This is a genomic window from Croceifilum oryzae, assembly GCF_030814315.1.
Lineage (GTDB): Bacteria > Bacillota > Bacilli > Thermoactinomycetales > Thermoactinomycetaceae > Baia > Baia oryzae.
This window is the reverse complement of the sequence record NZ_JAUSUV010000008.1, coordinates 197,599-212,229: the sequence shown is the minus strand read 5'-3', so window position 1 is coordinate 212,229 and position 14,631 is coordinate 197,599. Positions and strand designations below refer to the sequence as shown.

Here is a 14,631-nt window from a genome sequence, read left to right as displayed (position 1 = left end):
GAAGATCAAGATTATCCAGTATTAGCTCCGGTTTCCCGAAGTTATCCCAGTCTTACGGGCAGGTTGCCCACGTGTTACTCACCCGTTCGCCGCTAAGAGCCGAAGCTCCTCGCTCGACTTGCATGTATTAGGCACGCCGCCAGCGTTCGTCCTGAGCCAGGATCAAACTCTCCATTGAAAGTTTGAGCTAAGCTCAATTTAAAGTAATTAACAGGTCTTGGTTCATTCACTCTTTAGTTTTCAAGGAACACTTGCTTTTTGTTTGTGCCACCATATCGCGGCGACATGTAATAATATATCATGTCCTAAAAAAGGAGTCAACAGCTATTTTAAAAAATATAGGTTTAGATCAAAAAAAACTGTACTGCTATTAAATAAGCTAAACCTGGAAGCCCCAAAGCACCTGTAATTGTAGCTGTAATTGGATTAATGGCTATGGTGAATCCAAAAAATGTTCCAATCCAGTTTACTACAAGTAGCACAACACCACCAATCACTGAATACATAACACCTCTCCACATCCATCGTAGGGGTTTTACGACTGATCTGCTTACAACCATAAACAAAACAATTCCTAGAACTCCAGCTAACATCCACCATTTAATAAGCTCCATAGCTTGTCACCCTTATCCATTTTTGTTCTCATTCTATGATCACAACCTCCAACATATGCAAAAAGAAAGAGCAACCGACATAATCAGCTGCTCTTCTTCTATATAACTATAGTTCTCTTCTTCCTTCCAATGCTTTTGTTAATGTAACTTCATCTGCGTACTCCAAATCTCCACCCACGGGTAATCCATGAGCAATCCGAGTTACTTTTAATCCAAATGAACGAACTAATTTCGAGAGATACATAGCAGTTGCCTCACCCTCGATATTGGGATTGGTGGCAAGAATCAATTCCTTAACCGTTTCATCTCCCAGTCTTCTCAGGAGATCCGGTATCTTTAACTGTTCTGGACCAATACCTTCGATAGGGGAGATTGCGCCGTGTAACACATGGTACAAACCGTTAAACTCCCTCGTTCGCTCCATTGCCATCAAATCTCTCGTATCTTGAACCACACAGATCGTGCTCCGATCTCGCTTGGAATCACTACAAATATAACAAGGATCTTGATCGGTGATATTTCCACAAACCGAGCAGGTACGCAAATCCCGCTTAGCACGCACCAGTGCCTTAGCAAAATCCATCACATCTTCTTCTTCCATCCTAAGGACAAACATCGCCAAACGTTGAGCCGACTTCGGACCAATCCCTGGCAAACGAACAAAACTCTCAATCAGTTTCGAGATTGGTTCAGGTACATACACCAAGCGACACCTCTATCCTGTTTCTCTAAAACAATCCTGGGATATTCATTCCGCCTGTAAATTTACCCATATCTTTATTTACTAGTTCTTCCACTTGTTTTAATGCTTCATTGAAAGCAGCTGTAATTAAATCTTGAAGCATTTCTGCATCATCTGGATCAATTACTTCAGGGGCAATTTCAATTCCACGAAGTTGTTTGTGACCCGTCATCGTCACTTTCACTACTCCGCCGCCAGCTGTTCCGACTACCTCTTTGTTTTCTAATTCTTCCTGAGCTTTTGCCATCTCTTGTTGCATTTTCTTAACTTGCTTCATCATTTGATTCATATTACGCATTCAAATCATCCTTTCTTTTATAAAACTAGTCCTTTTTAATCTGGACTAGATCTTTCCCAAATATAGTGATTGCTTGATCCACAATAGATGAACCCTTAACTGAATCCACTTGTTTAGGGGATTCCTGTCTCTTAGATACTACACGATCCTCCACTATTTCAGAAGAGCTTTTTTGCTCCTCTTGTGGCTGGACTAACTCCCAGTCACTCCACATGACTGTTTGAATTTGATAGGTATGTTGCAGGGTTTGAGAAATCACTTGCTCGATAATGCCTCGATTCGGTTGTCGTTCAGTTGTTTCACAATGAATCTCGGTTTTAAAAGCTAGTATGACCACTTGATCCGTCGCAGCAACAGGTTCCCCATTGACTAGCCATGCATGCACGGTTACCCGTTCGTTACGCACTTTATGCAAAATATCGCTCCATGATTGTTGAACCATTTGCAAAGCGTTTGGCGATGTTTTTTCAAGTAGTTGCGAAGACAACTTTTTACCTCGTTGAACAGTAGCCCTCGGAGGGGGTTTTCTCGGTTCCACTTCAATTGATGGGGAATCCCGCTTCACTATAGCTTGCGTTTGATCATGGGACGGTTGAACCAATCTGTCTACTATTTTCTCCAATTGTTCTATTTTTTGATGTAACAATTGGATTTCCTGTGAGGGAGGTCCAGTATCTCGTTCAGAACTGGCGCCGCCATTCATGGCTCTGAGTAGGGACATTTCTAGAAAAATCCTCGGGTTGCTTACATGCTTCAAATGAGGTTGGTCCTGAAGCAGAGAGTCGAGGATTACTTGTAGCTGGGTAGCTGTGATTTTCGTTGCTAATTTCTCGGTAGGTCCATTTTGATCTACTCCTTGCAACTTTGCTACTTTGGGCGCTGTTTGTATGAGTAACAAATCACGACATGTATAAACCAAGTCATAGAGAATGCGATCAGGTTCGTTTCCTTCTGCCGAAAGCTGATCCAACAACTGGAGGATGAGACTTGGATTCCGCTCATGTATCCGTTGAATTAGCTCGTACATCATCTCTTTACTGACAATTCCAAGCACTGATCTTACAACTTCTTCGGTGAGGATTTCTCCGCCAAATGCAATCGTTTGATCTAATAAGCTCAAGGCATCACGCATTCCGCCATCAGCCGTACGGGCTAAGGTGAATAATGCTTGATCTTCATATCGAATCTGGTTCGTGTCACAGATCAGCTGTAAACGTTTCACGATCACTTCAAAGGATATCCGCCGGAAGGAAAATCGCTGGCAACGCGAGATAATGGTGGCAAGTAGTTTATGCGGCTCTGTTGTTGCTAGGATAAAAATCACGTGAGGCGGTGGCTCCTCCAGTGTTTTCAATAGGGCATTAAATGCTTCTGTCGTCAACATGTGTACTTCATCAATGATGTACACTTTATATCTAGATTCAGTGGGCGCGTACTTTACTTTATCCCGTAGATCACGTATCTCATCTACCCCTCGATTCGATGCGGCATCCATCTCAAACACATCCATCGAAGAACCATCTGTAATTTGACGACAAATTTCACAATGATTACATGGCTCTGCCGCAGGGCCTCTTTCACAATTTATCGCCTTGGCAAAAATTTTCGCTGCACTTGTTTTACCAGTTCCTCTAGGACCACTAAATAAATAAGCATGGGATAGCTGTTGCTCCACAATCGCATTTTGAAGCGTTCGAGTCACATGCTCTTGTCCTACCAGATCTTCAAAACGTTGGGATCTCCATACTCTGTATAAAGCGCGATAGGACATTGAAAACACTCCATATCGATTCAAATTCATATTTCATTCTTATCTGCTTCTTTTATGATACTATATCGAGCGGCAAACACCAAAAAGAAAACCCACTAAAAAGAGTGGGCTTTCTTCGCTGGAAGGGAAACCGTAAAAATAGTACCCATAGCACTTGATTCTACAAAGATGGTACCTTGAAAGCTGTCAATTAATTTTCTACAGTTATATAATCCAACTCCAGTACCGTTTTTCTTCGTTGTGTAGTAAAGATCAAAGATTCTAGAAAGATTTACTTTAGGGATTCCGCACCCTTCATCCTTTACATGAATCTTAACATTCCCTTTTTCAGAATCGTAATCCAGCTCCACTATCACCTCTCCGCCCTGCTTAGATGCTTCCATCGCATTTATGCAGAGGTTCATAATCACATGCCGAAGCTCAAGTTCATTTGCAACAACAGGAGGAATTTCTCGATCTTGATCCTCAAAATAAAGATGAATTCCTTTGTTTGAAGCATGACCTTGTAAAAATCGAACGGTATCTTGAAGAGGCTTTTGTGGATAGATTAATTCTAAATGGTTTTGCTGCTCCACTTTAGCAAAGCTCGAAAACTTTTCTAGTGAATTTTGTATAAACTCTAGGTACTGATGCCATTGCTCCGATTTGCTACCACCCTCATTTGCTTTTTCCATCTGGAGAAATCCCTTAAAGCAAGTGAAAGCATTTTTTAAGTCGTGGGCGGTATTAGATGCAATCAGTCCCAAATGTGATAATCGATCCATTTGCTTGATGTTCGCTTCCAACATTTTGGGTACTGTTATATCTTCGATGGTTACATAAAAATCGTTCTTGCTTCCGCATTCAAGAGGAACCGATTTAAATAGCAGATATCGATCACACCCCTTAACCGTCCACTTGATTTCCATTTGTTTTTCCACTTGTAAATCTTCAAAGAAGTCGTACAAAGCTCTGAGGTTGTTTCGATCCATCGGTCGTAAATTACAAATAACAAACCACTGTCGGTCAAGAAGCGTTTTGGCTGTAACTCCCAAAAAACGTTCCGCACAACGGTTCATTTCACGAAAAATCAGATATTCATCTAAATAAAGATATCCAATTCCCATCTTTGATAACAAAATCTGTTCAGGACGCTCCATGTTGTAGTTTGGCAATAGAGTCCGTAACTGGTATGCCCTCGGACTATTCGTACTCACTAATGTTTGTCGATCCGTTTTAACCATACCTTTTCCACCACACTATAACTCGCCTCAAGACCATGGCATCTCAGATCCTCCGGGATTGAATGGAAGGAATCCCTATCGCATCCCTACCATTTTCAAGTATTTACTTCACTAATTCGCTTCTAACTTCTAACTTCCTTCTTTTGGTAAAATATATTTTATTAAAATTGAGTTAAGATAAGTTAGTCCGGATTCCTCTCCCCCTAAAACTAAAAAAGTCAACTCCATCATGAAGTTGACTTTACTCTCGTATGTAGCCGTGCACCAATCTCTGACTCAAACAACCTATACGGCACCTATCATTCTTGCTCGGATCAGGCCACCCTACGGCACACGAACGATCTCCCTTAGTGCTGCTTCCTTCCGGATCTGACACGGTTCAGAAGTGCTCGTTGCGTAGGACCCAATCTTCAACACAAGACTGATAGACCTGCTATAAACTGAATAAAGCCTCGGATTGGAATTCAGCCCCGCTACAGCGGATTGCGGGTTACAGGGCACCGCTACCTCCCCACCTAGCACGGTAATAGTTACTATAACACAGAACCAATATACAAGGCAACGCAGGCGATGAGGATTCCCAGTGGCAAAGACTCTAAAACGCAAGTGTTAATTGGTTGCTTTCTGGTAAGTCGATCAAGCAACCATACCCTTTCAATGATTCCACAACAGTTCCACTTGCTTTCGTTCTCTTTTGGAAGTCATCAATGGATAAAAATTCTCCATTTTTTCGGGATCCAGCCATGTTTTGTGCTACATTCGAACCCAACCCCGGGATGGTAGCAAACGGAGGAATAAGGAAATCTCCATCGATCATAAATCGAGATGCATGAGATTGGTAGAGATCAATTGGTTTAAATTTGAATCCTCTCGCATAGAACTCTTGCGCCAACTCGAGTGCTGTAATAGAGGATCTTTCTTTCGGTGAAGCTGAGTAATTTTTCTCTTTCTCTTTAATATCTAGAATCGTTTTTCGAACCTGACTCTCTCCTTTTATAATATTTTCTAAATCAAAGGAGGATAAGAGCCTGTAAAAAAAAGCAGCGTAATAATGGATCGGCATATGTACTTTGTACCAAGCAATTCGCACTGCCATCGTCACATACGCACATGCATGCGCTCGCGGAAACATATACTTGATCTTTTTACAGGAATCGATATACCACTCAGGTACACTATTTTTACGCATCTCTGCTTCAAACTCTGGTGAGAGACCTTTCCCTTTTCGCACTTTTTCCATAATATCGAAGGCAACTTTAGGAGCCAACCCTTTATACATCAAGTAACTCATAATCTCATCTCGGGTACAAATCGTCTCGGAGAGCTTATGTCCTTTTTTGACTAGTTCATGGGCATTCCCTAACCATACGTCTGTTCCATGGGAAAGTCCTGAAATTCGTACCAGTTCTGAAAAAGTAGCCGGACGAGTATCCTCTAACATTTGTCTGACAAACCCCGTTCCAAACTCCGGAATCCCCAATGTTCCTACAGTAAGCCCACCAATATCTTCTGGACTGATCCCCAACGCTTCTGTTCGATTAAAAATGCTAAGTACTTCTCTGTTGTCCAATGGCAACCGAACGGGATCTATTCCCGACGTATCTTGTAACATTCGCAGAGTCGTAGGGTCTTGATGAGCCAGTAAGTCTAGTTTCAACAAGCGACCTTCAATCGCTTTATAGCCAAAGTGCGTAGTCGGTGCATTCGCCTCGGAGTCATCAGCTGGATATTGGACAGGGGTAAACTTCAATACATCGCTATCTTGCGGTACAACCATTAATCCACCTGGATGTTGGCCCGTTGTTTTTTTAACTCCTACACACCCACTTGCTAATCGCTGGATTTCGGCATTCCGCGGGGTAAGCCCCTTTTGTTCAGCATACTTACGAGCATATCCATACGCCATTTTATCTTGCACTGTACCAATGGTCCCTGCTCGGAATACACTCGATTTCCCGAGCCATTCCTCGGTAAAAGCATGGATTCGATGTTGATACTCACCCGAGAAGTTGAGATCGATATCAGGCGTTTTATCCCCTTCGAAGCCAAGGAATGTTTCAAACGGGATATCCTGTCCATCTTTGTATAAAGAGGCATTACACTTTGGACAGTTTTGATCTGGTAAATCATAGCCTGTTTCATAAGAACCATCTGTAAAAAACTCGCTGTACCGGCAACTCGGACATCGATAGTGCGGTTGCAGTGGATTTACCTCCGTAATAGAACTGAGTGTGGCTACCAAAGACGACCCAACCGATCCCCGAGATCCTACCAGATATCCATCCTCGTTAGACTTCATAACCAGTCTCCGCGCAATGATGTAGATCACAGCAAATTCGTTCCCGATAATGGAATCAAGCTCCCTCTCTAGGCGAGATGACACTACTTCAGGTAACGGATCCCCATACCACTCTTTCGCCTGTAGATAGCATGACTCACGCAATTCTTCTTCTGCTCCCTCGAGTTTTGGGGCAAACAAATCGTCTGGAAACGGTTGAAATGACTCCACTTGCTCTGCTACCTTTTGCGGATTGGTCAAAACGATCTCTCTGGCTTTTTCGTCTCCTAAATAAGAGAAATCTTGTAGCATTTCATCTGTTGTTCGCAAATATGCTGGAGACGTGGAGACAGGTTTACCTGGTTGGCTCATATGCAAGATAGTCCGATGAACCGCCTCCTCAGGCTGGATATAGTGAGCGTTTGAAGTAGCAACCACCGGTTTGCCAAGCTTTTCACCTAGCCGCACGATCAGGCGATTAGCCTCCTTTAATCGATCTGTACTTTCCACTAGTCCCTTTTCTACCAAATGCTGATTTACCTCAATCGGCTGAACTTCCAAGTAGTCATAGAATTTTGCTATTTCTTCTACTTCCTCCGGTGCCTTGTTAAGTGCATGCTCATACAACTCACCTTGCTCACAACCTGAACCGATCAACAAGCCTTCGCGATATTCTTCTAACTTACTTCGTGGAATTCTAGGAACACGGTAAAAATATTCCAAATGAGATAGCGTTACAAGCTTGTAGAGATGGTAAAGTCCGATTTCATTTTTAGCCAACAAGATCACATGATACGGACGGCTCTTTTTCACATCAAAGCATTCTAGATTTTGATTTAAATCCGGCAAACGGAGCATTCCCCGTTTTATCGCTTCCTGTACCATTTTCCAGAGAACTGTTCCGGTTGCCTCCGCATCATAAATTGCACGGTGGTGTTGTTCCAATCTTGCCCCTAGATATTTCGATATCGTATTTAATCGATGGTTTTTCAATGAAGGATACAAGAAGCGAGCTAACTCCAGCGTATCCAACACTGGATTTTCAATACGAGGGTAATTCATCCGCTTTACCACTTGTTGTAGGAATCCCATATCAAAACGAGCATTATGAGCAACCAATACAGCGTTCCCGATAAACTCTACAAATCTCCCGACCACATCATCGATTTCAGGTGCGTCTACTAACATCTCATCTGTAATATGGGTCAGATTTCTAATCGTATCCGTCAAAGGTCGATGTGGATTCGCAAACTCGGAAAATTGTTCTACAACTAAGCCATTTTGAATCTTCACCGCCGCTAGCTCGATGATCGTATCGTGTACAGCCGAAAGCCCTGTCGTCTCTACGTCAAATACCACATATGTCTCCTCAGCTAACTCAGTCTCTCTTGGATGTATCACAACCGGAACTCCATCAGAAACAATATTAGCTTCCATCCCATAAATGAGCTTCATACCTTTTTCTTTCGCTGCTTCATACGCCTTTGGAAATGCTTGAACCACCCCATGATCGGTAATAGCAATAGCCTTATATCCCCACTGAGACGCTGTTTTAATGAGATCAGCAGGACTGGTTAACCCGTCCATCGCAGATAGTGAGGTGTGAGCGTGTAACTCCACCCGATTTTCACCTGATGTATCTTTTCTAGTTGTAACTTGCACCTCTATAAAATCATGCACAATCATGGCCAACTCACGGGAAAACGTATCCTCTCTCACTGATCCCCGACATTTTAACCATGTCCCTACCTTGATCTGTTGAACAATACCCATATTTTCTTTTTCGGCAAAATACTTAACAGCTAGGGAATCCGTATAATCGGTTAGGAAAAACGTAAATAAAACTTTTCCTGTTCTCAACTCTTTTGACTCAACCTGAAATACTTTGCCTTGAATGGTAACTCTCTTCTCCTCCTCTTGAATTTCGCGAATCGGTACGGGGGAGTCGTGAATAACTGTACCTATTTTTATCTCTTTTGGTCCCTCGTCAGTAGATCCACTTACTTTGCTCTGCTCTATCAAAACAGCTTGTTCTTTCAACGTTTGCTCTACAATCGCCTTCTCTGTTTCGATCTTTTTCTGAACAAACTCTTGTTTATGTTCCTCAAGTGGCATATCAGCCAGAAGGACAACAGGGAGACAAACCCTTGTTAGTTGTTCGTAATATTTCGATATAAGAGAGTCCACGCGAACACGCTCTGCTAACTGTTTCATTGTTGGATGTGGAAATAAAATATCGATCTTCTTTCCATCAAATCTCCACTCTGCCTGTGCTAGCCAGTTGCTCGCAGACCTCGTATGATTTTCTTCAATTTGTTTTTGAATCCATATTTTTGACTGGGTGAGGGCGGTCGAATGATTAATATGGGAATAGGCGTAGTAGGTATGAACGCATACGGGCCTATAAAATTCCTGAAGTCTCTTCTCCATCTCATCTGTTCTATCAATCGGAAGGAAGGTAGGCATCTCGAAATGAATCCCCCACGAATTCTGACAGAGAACTACCTCCACCTTCAAAATCCTGCCTTCTCGATACACTTCGTACCAGCTCCAAGGTAACTTAGCATCCTCAAATAAGTTTTTCATTGGATCAAACATATGTATAGCTCCTTTTATATGTCACAATCCCATCATCTTCTACAAGGAATCCAGAAGTCCTTCCAACATCCAACAATTTACATAACGAACAAAAACAACACAAAAACTTACAACATATAACTAGTCAGAAAAAAATAAATATTATATAAATAAAGTAAGGAATACAGCTAATAAGGAGGGTTTTTATATGATCCAACCTATTCTCTGGGATTCCTGTGACCATTGTGGCGGCAACATAATCCGCACTGATAACGGTGGATATCGATGTACCGAATGTGACCAACTGGCAGAGATATAACATAAAAAGAGATACTACTCCTTTGTAGGAATAGTATCTCTTCTTCACTGCACAAATCCCAAACATAGAAACAAAAAAGAAGCCGCCAAAGGGGGATGACTTATTCTTAAACCTTACTGAAGCTCAACCATCACGATCGTTCATTTTTTATAAAGTAAGGGTAGACTTGCTAGCAGCATAACAACCCCTAATGCCAAAAAATATAGTGGCATCGCAAGGACTGTTCCATTATGAAAAATGCTCATTCCATAAGTTATGGCACTGACTAATAGATAATAGCCTAAACTAAATATAGCACTTGCAGTACCAATCGCATCTTGAAAGTCAATGAGTGCTAAGCTTAAACAGTTTGGCAAAGCAGTTCCTGTACCAAATAGAATAATAAACACACTAACAATCATGACCAGCATTTGAAGTGAAATCGGTAAAAAATGTACTGATGTAGCAAGCAATGTACCGATAAGCATAATAGCTAAACCGCGTACAATAATCTTCTCAGGTTTTGTGTGGTTAACAAGTCGCTTAGATAACATCGCGCCTGCAATAGAAGCAAGCGCAACGATAATTCCTAAAAAACCATACATCGCACTTGTTAGTCTAAAGTATTTCGTAAAAATAAACGGTGCTTCGGTATAGTAACTAAATAATACACCGTTAATACCGCCAATTAATACGCCATAGCACCAGAGACGAGCATTTGTAATCATACGCTTTACTATCGGGAGCAAAGGTTTCTTTTCGATTGTAGCAAGCGCTGTTTCAGGTAAACGTAAAAACGCATAGCCAAACACCATAACACTCATACCGACTAGTACCAAGAAGACGACTTTAAAGCCAAAATAATAATCCGTAAAGCCACCGATTAACGGACCAATGGCAGGTGTGAAGGCAAGGGCAGCCGAAACTTGAGCAAACAGCTTATGACGTTCAACGCCATAAAAGCTTTCGCGTAAAATCGTTTGTGTTACGACAGAGCCAACACTAGCACCAAACGCTTGAATTAAGCGTGCTACTAATAAAACCGCCATTTCATTTGCTACTAAACAAAGTATATTACCAACAAAATATAAAAGTAGCCCATAAAGCATTGCCTTGCGACGACCAATTTTATCGGATAAACGCCCAAAGAAAAATACTCCGAAAGCAAAAGCGATAAAGTATACACTCATCACAAGCTGTGCATCACTCATAGAAGTTCCAAACGCTTCTGCGATAGAAGGTAATGATGGACTAAAGATGGTTTCACTAATTTGTGGAAAGCCTACTAATACAATCAGTAATAATAAGCCAGGTGTTTTGTTTTCGATGTTTTTCTTCAAATATAATCCACTCCTAGATAATCATAGGTTTGACAGAAAAACATCGTAGCTTGGGAATTGGTGGTTTCATGAGTTTCATTTTTTCTACATCACCCATGAGTTCACTTCCTTTCATCTCCCTGTTACTTTAAACAGAAAAAAGCCGTCAAAAGACGACTTCCTTGCTGATAATTATGGCAGAGAGGGTGGGATTTGAACCCACGGTACGCCGGAAGACGTACAACAGATTTCGAGATGTGAATTAAGTCGTTTTAATTGTATTCTACCGTATGATACGTTTGAAAACTACTTGAAAATGAAGGATTATTGGTACAGAGGTTTCTTTTCATATGTAAGACACGTTTGCATTTTGTTTGCACTCGTGTCTTTTTTATAGGTCGCCCTTTGCTCTATATAGTCTTATTCTCTGTGTTTCACTATTAACTAGTTTTCGATTCCGTTTAGAAAAAAACCATGTATTTGGGTGCCATTCACCTTCATCAGCGTAGTAATTAATAATCTCTATCCCATGAGGTTGGAACACCTTTGAAAAAGTAAGAAATGTACGTAGTTGATGAAATGCAGATGTAACGAGAATAATACGGGATAAATTATTTTCCTTTAACACCTCTAATACATATTCCGCATTTTCACGTGTATGTAGTGATTTATTCTCAATAAGTATGTGTTCTGCGGGAATCCCCATATTCAAAGCTTTATGACGCATATATTCAGAGCCTAAACTGGCATCCCATTTTGTAGAGGCTACCCCCACATCTTTTTCTTGAATCCTACCGTTAGTTACTGCCTCTTGTATTTCTTCTAGTGGAATTAGATTAGGGTAATGTGAATCAACTTTTGCGCTAAATTTTCCGCTACAAATAATGTATGGTGCCCATCCCTTTCGATACAACTGTACAGCGGTATATATCTTGCTGTTTAGAAATTCTATATTGCCCCGTGTACCTGCCAAAACGACAATTGCATCAGACTTTTGTAACTGATTCCTTAAAGCAAAGCGCTTTCCTTTTATATATAAAATCACCCAAAGTATGGTCGTTATTATAACTAAACCTACAATGAAAAATAAAGTTTTCATTCTAAATCCTCCGAAATTATATTGCCGAGATCAGCAATATATTGTTCCTTTTTCCATTTAGATTGTATTAAATCCCCATATAAATCCTTAACCTTGCCAATGATTTTGTGTGAACCTACAGAACTAGCAAGTATAAAGGCTTCTTGTGCATTTTGAACACAAATATCAAGCATTCCCAAGCCATTATAAGACTCCGCTTTTTGAATAAGCAATCTTGCCCTTCCTCTGATAAATGTTGGATTATATTTCGCAAGACTCTTATCAATCTGATCAATAGCTTGTTTATAGTCACCTAAATGAACTGCATTTACTCCTCGTTGCGCTGCTAGGGAAGATGAGTTAAACCGGGTCAGATTGGTTTCAGATGTGAGAGATTGCATTTCCGTACTTTTTTCTGCAAGAAAGAGGCTTTGCCAGCTTTCTTTCTCTTGACCTATTTTTGCTTGAGCTTCCGAAAGAGCTTGATAGATATATCCCTCTAATTTTGTATATCCAAGGTTTCTAATTGTTTCAAGGGCTTTTTTAAAACATAAAATTGCATCCAACGGTCTCTCTTCTTGATTTAATGTAATACCTTCTCTAACCAATGCTGATGCCATTAACTCTGGATTAAACAGCCTTTCCGCTATTAATGATGCTTTCCTGTGTACTCTATGTGCATTTGTGTACTCTGTCATATCCCTTAATACAGAGCCTTGAAGTTGATATCCCATTGAAAGAATGGATAACGAACGTTCATATAAATCATCACCCTGCAATAAGCTCGAGGTTTTAGAAACATGTCGCATCCATTTATCAAGCTCACGATGGACAAGACTGGTTCCACCTGTATGATATAAAGACCAACGAATTGACATCTCGTTTTCCAGAATTGATAGATAATCACTATCCACATTGCTTTGAATGTGGATACTTTCATTTGACTTATCCAAAAAAGCCTGTTTGTTCAATAAGCCCAATTGCTCTGGGGCTTTCTGCAAACATTGACATACCCTCTGTATACTATCAATCCTAATGGACTCTCCACGCTCTGCCCGCTCAACGGTTGAAAGAGAAACTTCAGCGAAATCTGCTAGTTGTTGCTGAGTCCATCCTTTCATGCGTCTTGCTGTGCGTAGCAAGGTATTTTTCACCTTTGCCACTCCTTTAGTTGTATTCGCATATAGAATGTTGTTTCTAACCCTCTACAAGTGAAGGATAACTGACGGGTTGTATGACGGATTCAGGCAGATAATTTGTTTTATTCTAAAAATGATTCAATAAAGAGATTCATTGAGTGTAATTGTTTGGTGCTTAGTTTCCCTATTAAACTATGCAGTCGATCTAATTCAGTTTGATTTTCCATTTCAACGCTGGGTGGTGATGGATTGTCAGAGCGTCCTACAAGGTAGTCTAATGATACATTAAAGTAATTTGCTAATGTCATTAACCCTTCAAAGTCTGGATTACGTTTCCCTTGTTCGATATATTGAACAGCTCTGTCTGTTTTATAGCCAAGTATTTCAGCTAATTTTTTTTGGGTAAGAGAATGTTTTTCACGCAGTTTCTTAACTCTTGATCCAATATTTGACATTGAGAAATCACTCCAAAAAACTCTTTGACACGAACTGTATGTTCGTGTATTATAGTGTTATAAGAACAAATAGTTCGTGTTATAGTGATTGGACATTACAGAAATTAAAGATAATTCATCACCCATCAGTATAACACTGTTTAGGATTCTACTTCAATTAAAAGCGAGGGATATCAAATGAGCACACCAGAAAGCGTGTTCCAGTTGCTCCAAACAGTAGCAGATCTTAATGAAAAGGTACTCAGTCTAACTCTAAGAATGGAAAATACGCCACCACAGGATGAAAGACTCACCTATAGCGTAGAGCAAACCGCCAAGATACTCGGTATCAGTCGTTCGAAACTCTACGACCTTCTTAATCGCCCAGACTTCCCCGTTGTCGATATCGGACACAGAAAGCTTATTCCAAAACGAAAACTTGAACAATGGCTAGACCAGCAAGCCCAGTAAATGAAATGGAGTGATTAGTATGGAAGACATATTATTTGCAATAAACAAACGCTTGTCATCACTAGACTATTTGAAAGATGTAGTTACCAAGAATCATCCATCTGAAAAGTTTGCAGTCTTTGCACTGAATATGGATAAGAAATTTCTGTTGAGGATACGAACCATGCTAGAGACAGAGCAAAGAGGAGGAACGCAAGATGAGCAGAGCGGAACAGATTGACAAAAGACTTTTACGCATTTCACAGGAGCATCTCGAAATTGCGAAAAGAGCCGTTGCAAGAGGAGCTACACTGAAGCAGGTACAAGAAGCCCATAGGAAGATCAACAAATTGAGAATCGAGCGAGATCAGCTAATGGAAGAGCGTAAGCAGTATCCATATTTTCTATAG

At 40.8% G+C, this 14,631-nt stretch carries 13 protein-coding genes, 1 rRNA gene and 1 other RNA gene; 3 read left to right on the top strand and 12 right to left on the bottom strand.

The genetic code is table 11. The annotated features are described in order from the left end of the window. From J2Z48_RS10780 to J2Z48_RS10725, 12 genes are all read right to left on the bottom strand, one after another. Nucleotides 1-178, bottom strand: a 16S ribosomal RNA gene (locus tag J2Z48_RS10780); the annotation flags it as partial. Nucleotides 179-344: 166 nt separating this feature from the next. Continuing rightward, complete coding sequence (locus J2Z48_RS10775) at nt 345-614, bottom strand: pro-sigmaK processing inhibitor BofA family protein (protein WP_307253381.1); 270 nt, start codon at nt 612-614, stop codon at nt 345-347. A 106-nt stretch (nt 615-720) separates the two neighbouring features. Continuing rightward, nucleotides 721-1,317: a recombination mediator RecR gene (gene recR / locus J2Z48_RS10770; protein ID WP_131850027.1), complete on the bottom strand. Its 597-nt coding sequence runs from the start codon at nt 1,315-1,317 to the stop codon at nt 721-723. A 25-nt stretch (nt 1,318-1,342) separates the two neighbouring features. Further along, entirely contained in the window at nt 1,343-1,654 is a 312-nt protein-coding gene (locus J2Z48_RS10765) for a YbaB/EbfC family nucleoid-associated protein (RefSeq protein WP_131850028.1), read from the bottom strand. Between the two features lie 25 nt (nt 1,655-1,679). Continuing rightward, on the bottom strand, nt 1,680-3,425 hold the full coding sequence (gene dnaX, locus J2Z48_RS10760; protein ID WP_307253376.1) for a DNA polymerase III subunit gamma/tau: 1,746 nt from the start codon (nt 3,423-3,425) through the stop codon (nt 1,680-1,682). A gap of 95 nt (nt 3,426-3,520) precedes the next feature. After that, complete coding sequence (locus J2Z48_RS10755; protein ID WP_307253374.1) at nt 3,521-4,648, bottom strand: two-component system sensor histidine kinase NtrB; 1,128 nt, start codon at nt 4,646-4,648, stop codon at nt 3,521-3,523. Nucleotides 4,649-4,905: 257 nt separating this feature from the next. After that, nucleotides 4,906-5,172, bottom strand: an RNA gene (ffs, locus tag J2Z48_RS10750) — signal recognition particle sRNA large type. 71 nt (nt 5,173-5,243) lie between these two features. Beyond that, a complete protein-coding gene (locus J2Z48_RS10745) occupies nt 5,244-9,524 on the bottom strand; it encodes a PolC-type DNA polymerase III (protein ID WP_307253372.1) in 4,281 nt (1,426 codons plus the stop codon). 438 nt (nt 9,525-9,962) lie between these two features. Further along, nucleotides 9,963-11,141: a multidrug effflux MFS transporter gene (locus J2Z48_RS10740; protein ID WP_307253370.1), complete on the bottom strand. Its 1,179-nt coding sequence runs from the start codon at nt 11,139-11,141 to the stop codon at nt 9,963-9,965. Between the two features lie 370 nt (nt 11,142-11,511). Beyond that, nucleotides 11,512-12,219 carry a YdcF family protein gene (locus J2Z48_RS10735; protein WP_307253367.1) on the bottom strand — a complete coding sequence of 236 codons (708 nt, stop codon included), beginning with the start codon at nt 12,217-12,219 and terminating at the stop codon, nt 11,512-11,514. Then, complete coding sequence (locus J2Z48_RS10730; RefSeq protein WP_307253365.1) at nt 12,216-13,352, bottom strand: helix-turn-helix domain-containing protein; 1,137 nt, start codon at nt 13,350-13,352, stop codon at nt 12,216-12,218. The genes J2Z48_RS10735 and J2Z48_RS10730 overlap by 4 nt, the downstream gene beginning before the upstream one ends. Nucleotides 13,353-13,459: 107 nt before the next feature. Beyond that, nucleotides 13,460-13,792 (bottom strand): helix-turn-helix domain-containing protein, encoded by a 333-nt coding sequence (locus tag J2Z48_RS10725; protein ID WP_307253362.1) that lies wholly within the window; start codon nt 13,790-13,792, stop codon nt 13,460-13,462. A 177-nt stretch (nt 13,793-13,969) separates the two neighbouring features. On the opposite strand from J2Z48_RS10725, the gene J2Z48_RS10720 reads away from it, so the two are divergent. Genes J2Z48_RS10720 through J2Z48_RS10710 form a run of 3 tightly spaced genes read left to right on the top strand, consistent with a single transcriptional unit; the run spans nt 13,970 to nt 14,631 of the window. Next, entirely contained in the window at nt 13,970-14,242 is a 273-nt protein-coding gene (locus J2Z48_RS10720) for a helix-turn-helix domain-containing protein (protein WP_307253360.1), read from the top strand. A 19-nt stretch (nt 14,243-14,261) separates the two neighbouring features. Continuing rightward, entirely contained in the window at nt 14,262-14,462 is a 201-nt protein-coding gene (locus J2Z48_RS10715) for a hypothetical protein (protein ID WP_307253359.1), read from the top strand. Then, nucleotides 14,440-14,631 carry a hypothetical protein gene (locus J2Z48_RS10710; protein WP_307253358.1) on the top strand — a complete coding sequence of 64 codons (192 nt, stop codon included), beginning with the start codon at nt 14,440-14,442 and terminating at the stop codon, nt 14,629-14,631. Before J2Z48_RS10715 ends, J2Z48_RS10710 begins: the two co-directional genes overlap by 23 nt.

Excerpts from the sequence above, each read along its gene's own strand:
- J2Z48_RS10715 (WP_307253359.1), top strand. The coding sequence starts at position 14,262 with ATGGAAGACATATTATTTGCAATAAACAAACGCTTGTCATCACTAGAC.
- J2Z48_RS10775 (WP_307253381.1), bottom strand. The coding sequence starts at position 614 with ATGGAGCTTATTAAATGGTGGATGTTAGCTGGAGTTCTAGGAATTGTT.
- J2Z48_RS10745 (WP_307253372.1), bottom strand. The coding sequence starts at position 9,524 with ATGTTTGATCCAATGAAAAACTTATTTGAGGATGCTAAGTTACCTTGG.
- J2Z48_RS10735 (WP_307253367.1), bottom strand. The coding sequence starts at position 12,219 with ATGAAAACTTTATTTTTCATTGTAGGTTTAGTTATAATAACGACCATA.
- J2Z48_RS10725 (WP_307253362.1), bottom strand. The coding sequence starts at position 13,792 with ATGTCAAATATTGGATCAAGAGTTAAGAAACTGCGTGAAAAACATTCT.
- J2Z48_RS10720 (WP_307253360.1), top strand. The coding sequence starts at position 13,970 with ATGAGCACACCAGAAAGCGTGTTCCAGTTGCTCCAAACAGTAGCAGAT.
- J2Z48_RS10765 (WP_131850028.1), bottom strand. The coding sequence starts at position 1,654 with ATGCGTAATATGAATCAAATGATGAAGCAAGTTAAGAAAATGCAACAA.
- dnaX (WP_307253376.1), bottom strand. The coding sequence starts at position 3,425 with ATGTCCTATCGCGCTTTATACAGAGTATGGAGATCCCAACGTTTTGAA.
- J2Z48_RS10710 (WP_307253358.1), top strand. The coding sequence starts at position 14,440 with ATGAGCAGAGCGGAACAGATTGACAAAAGACTTTTACGCATTTCACAG.
- J2Z48_RS10755 (WP_307253374.1), bottom strand. The coding sequence starts at position 4,648 with ATGGTTAAAACGGATCGACAAACATTAGTGAGTACGAATAGTCCGAGG.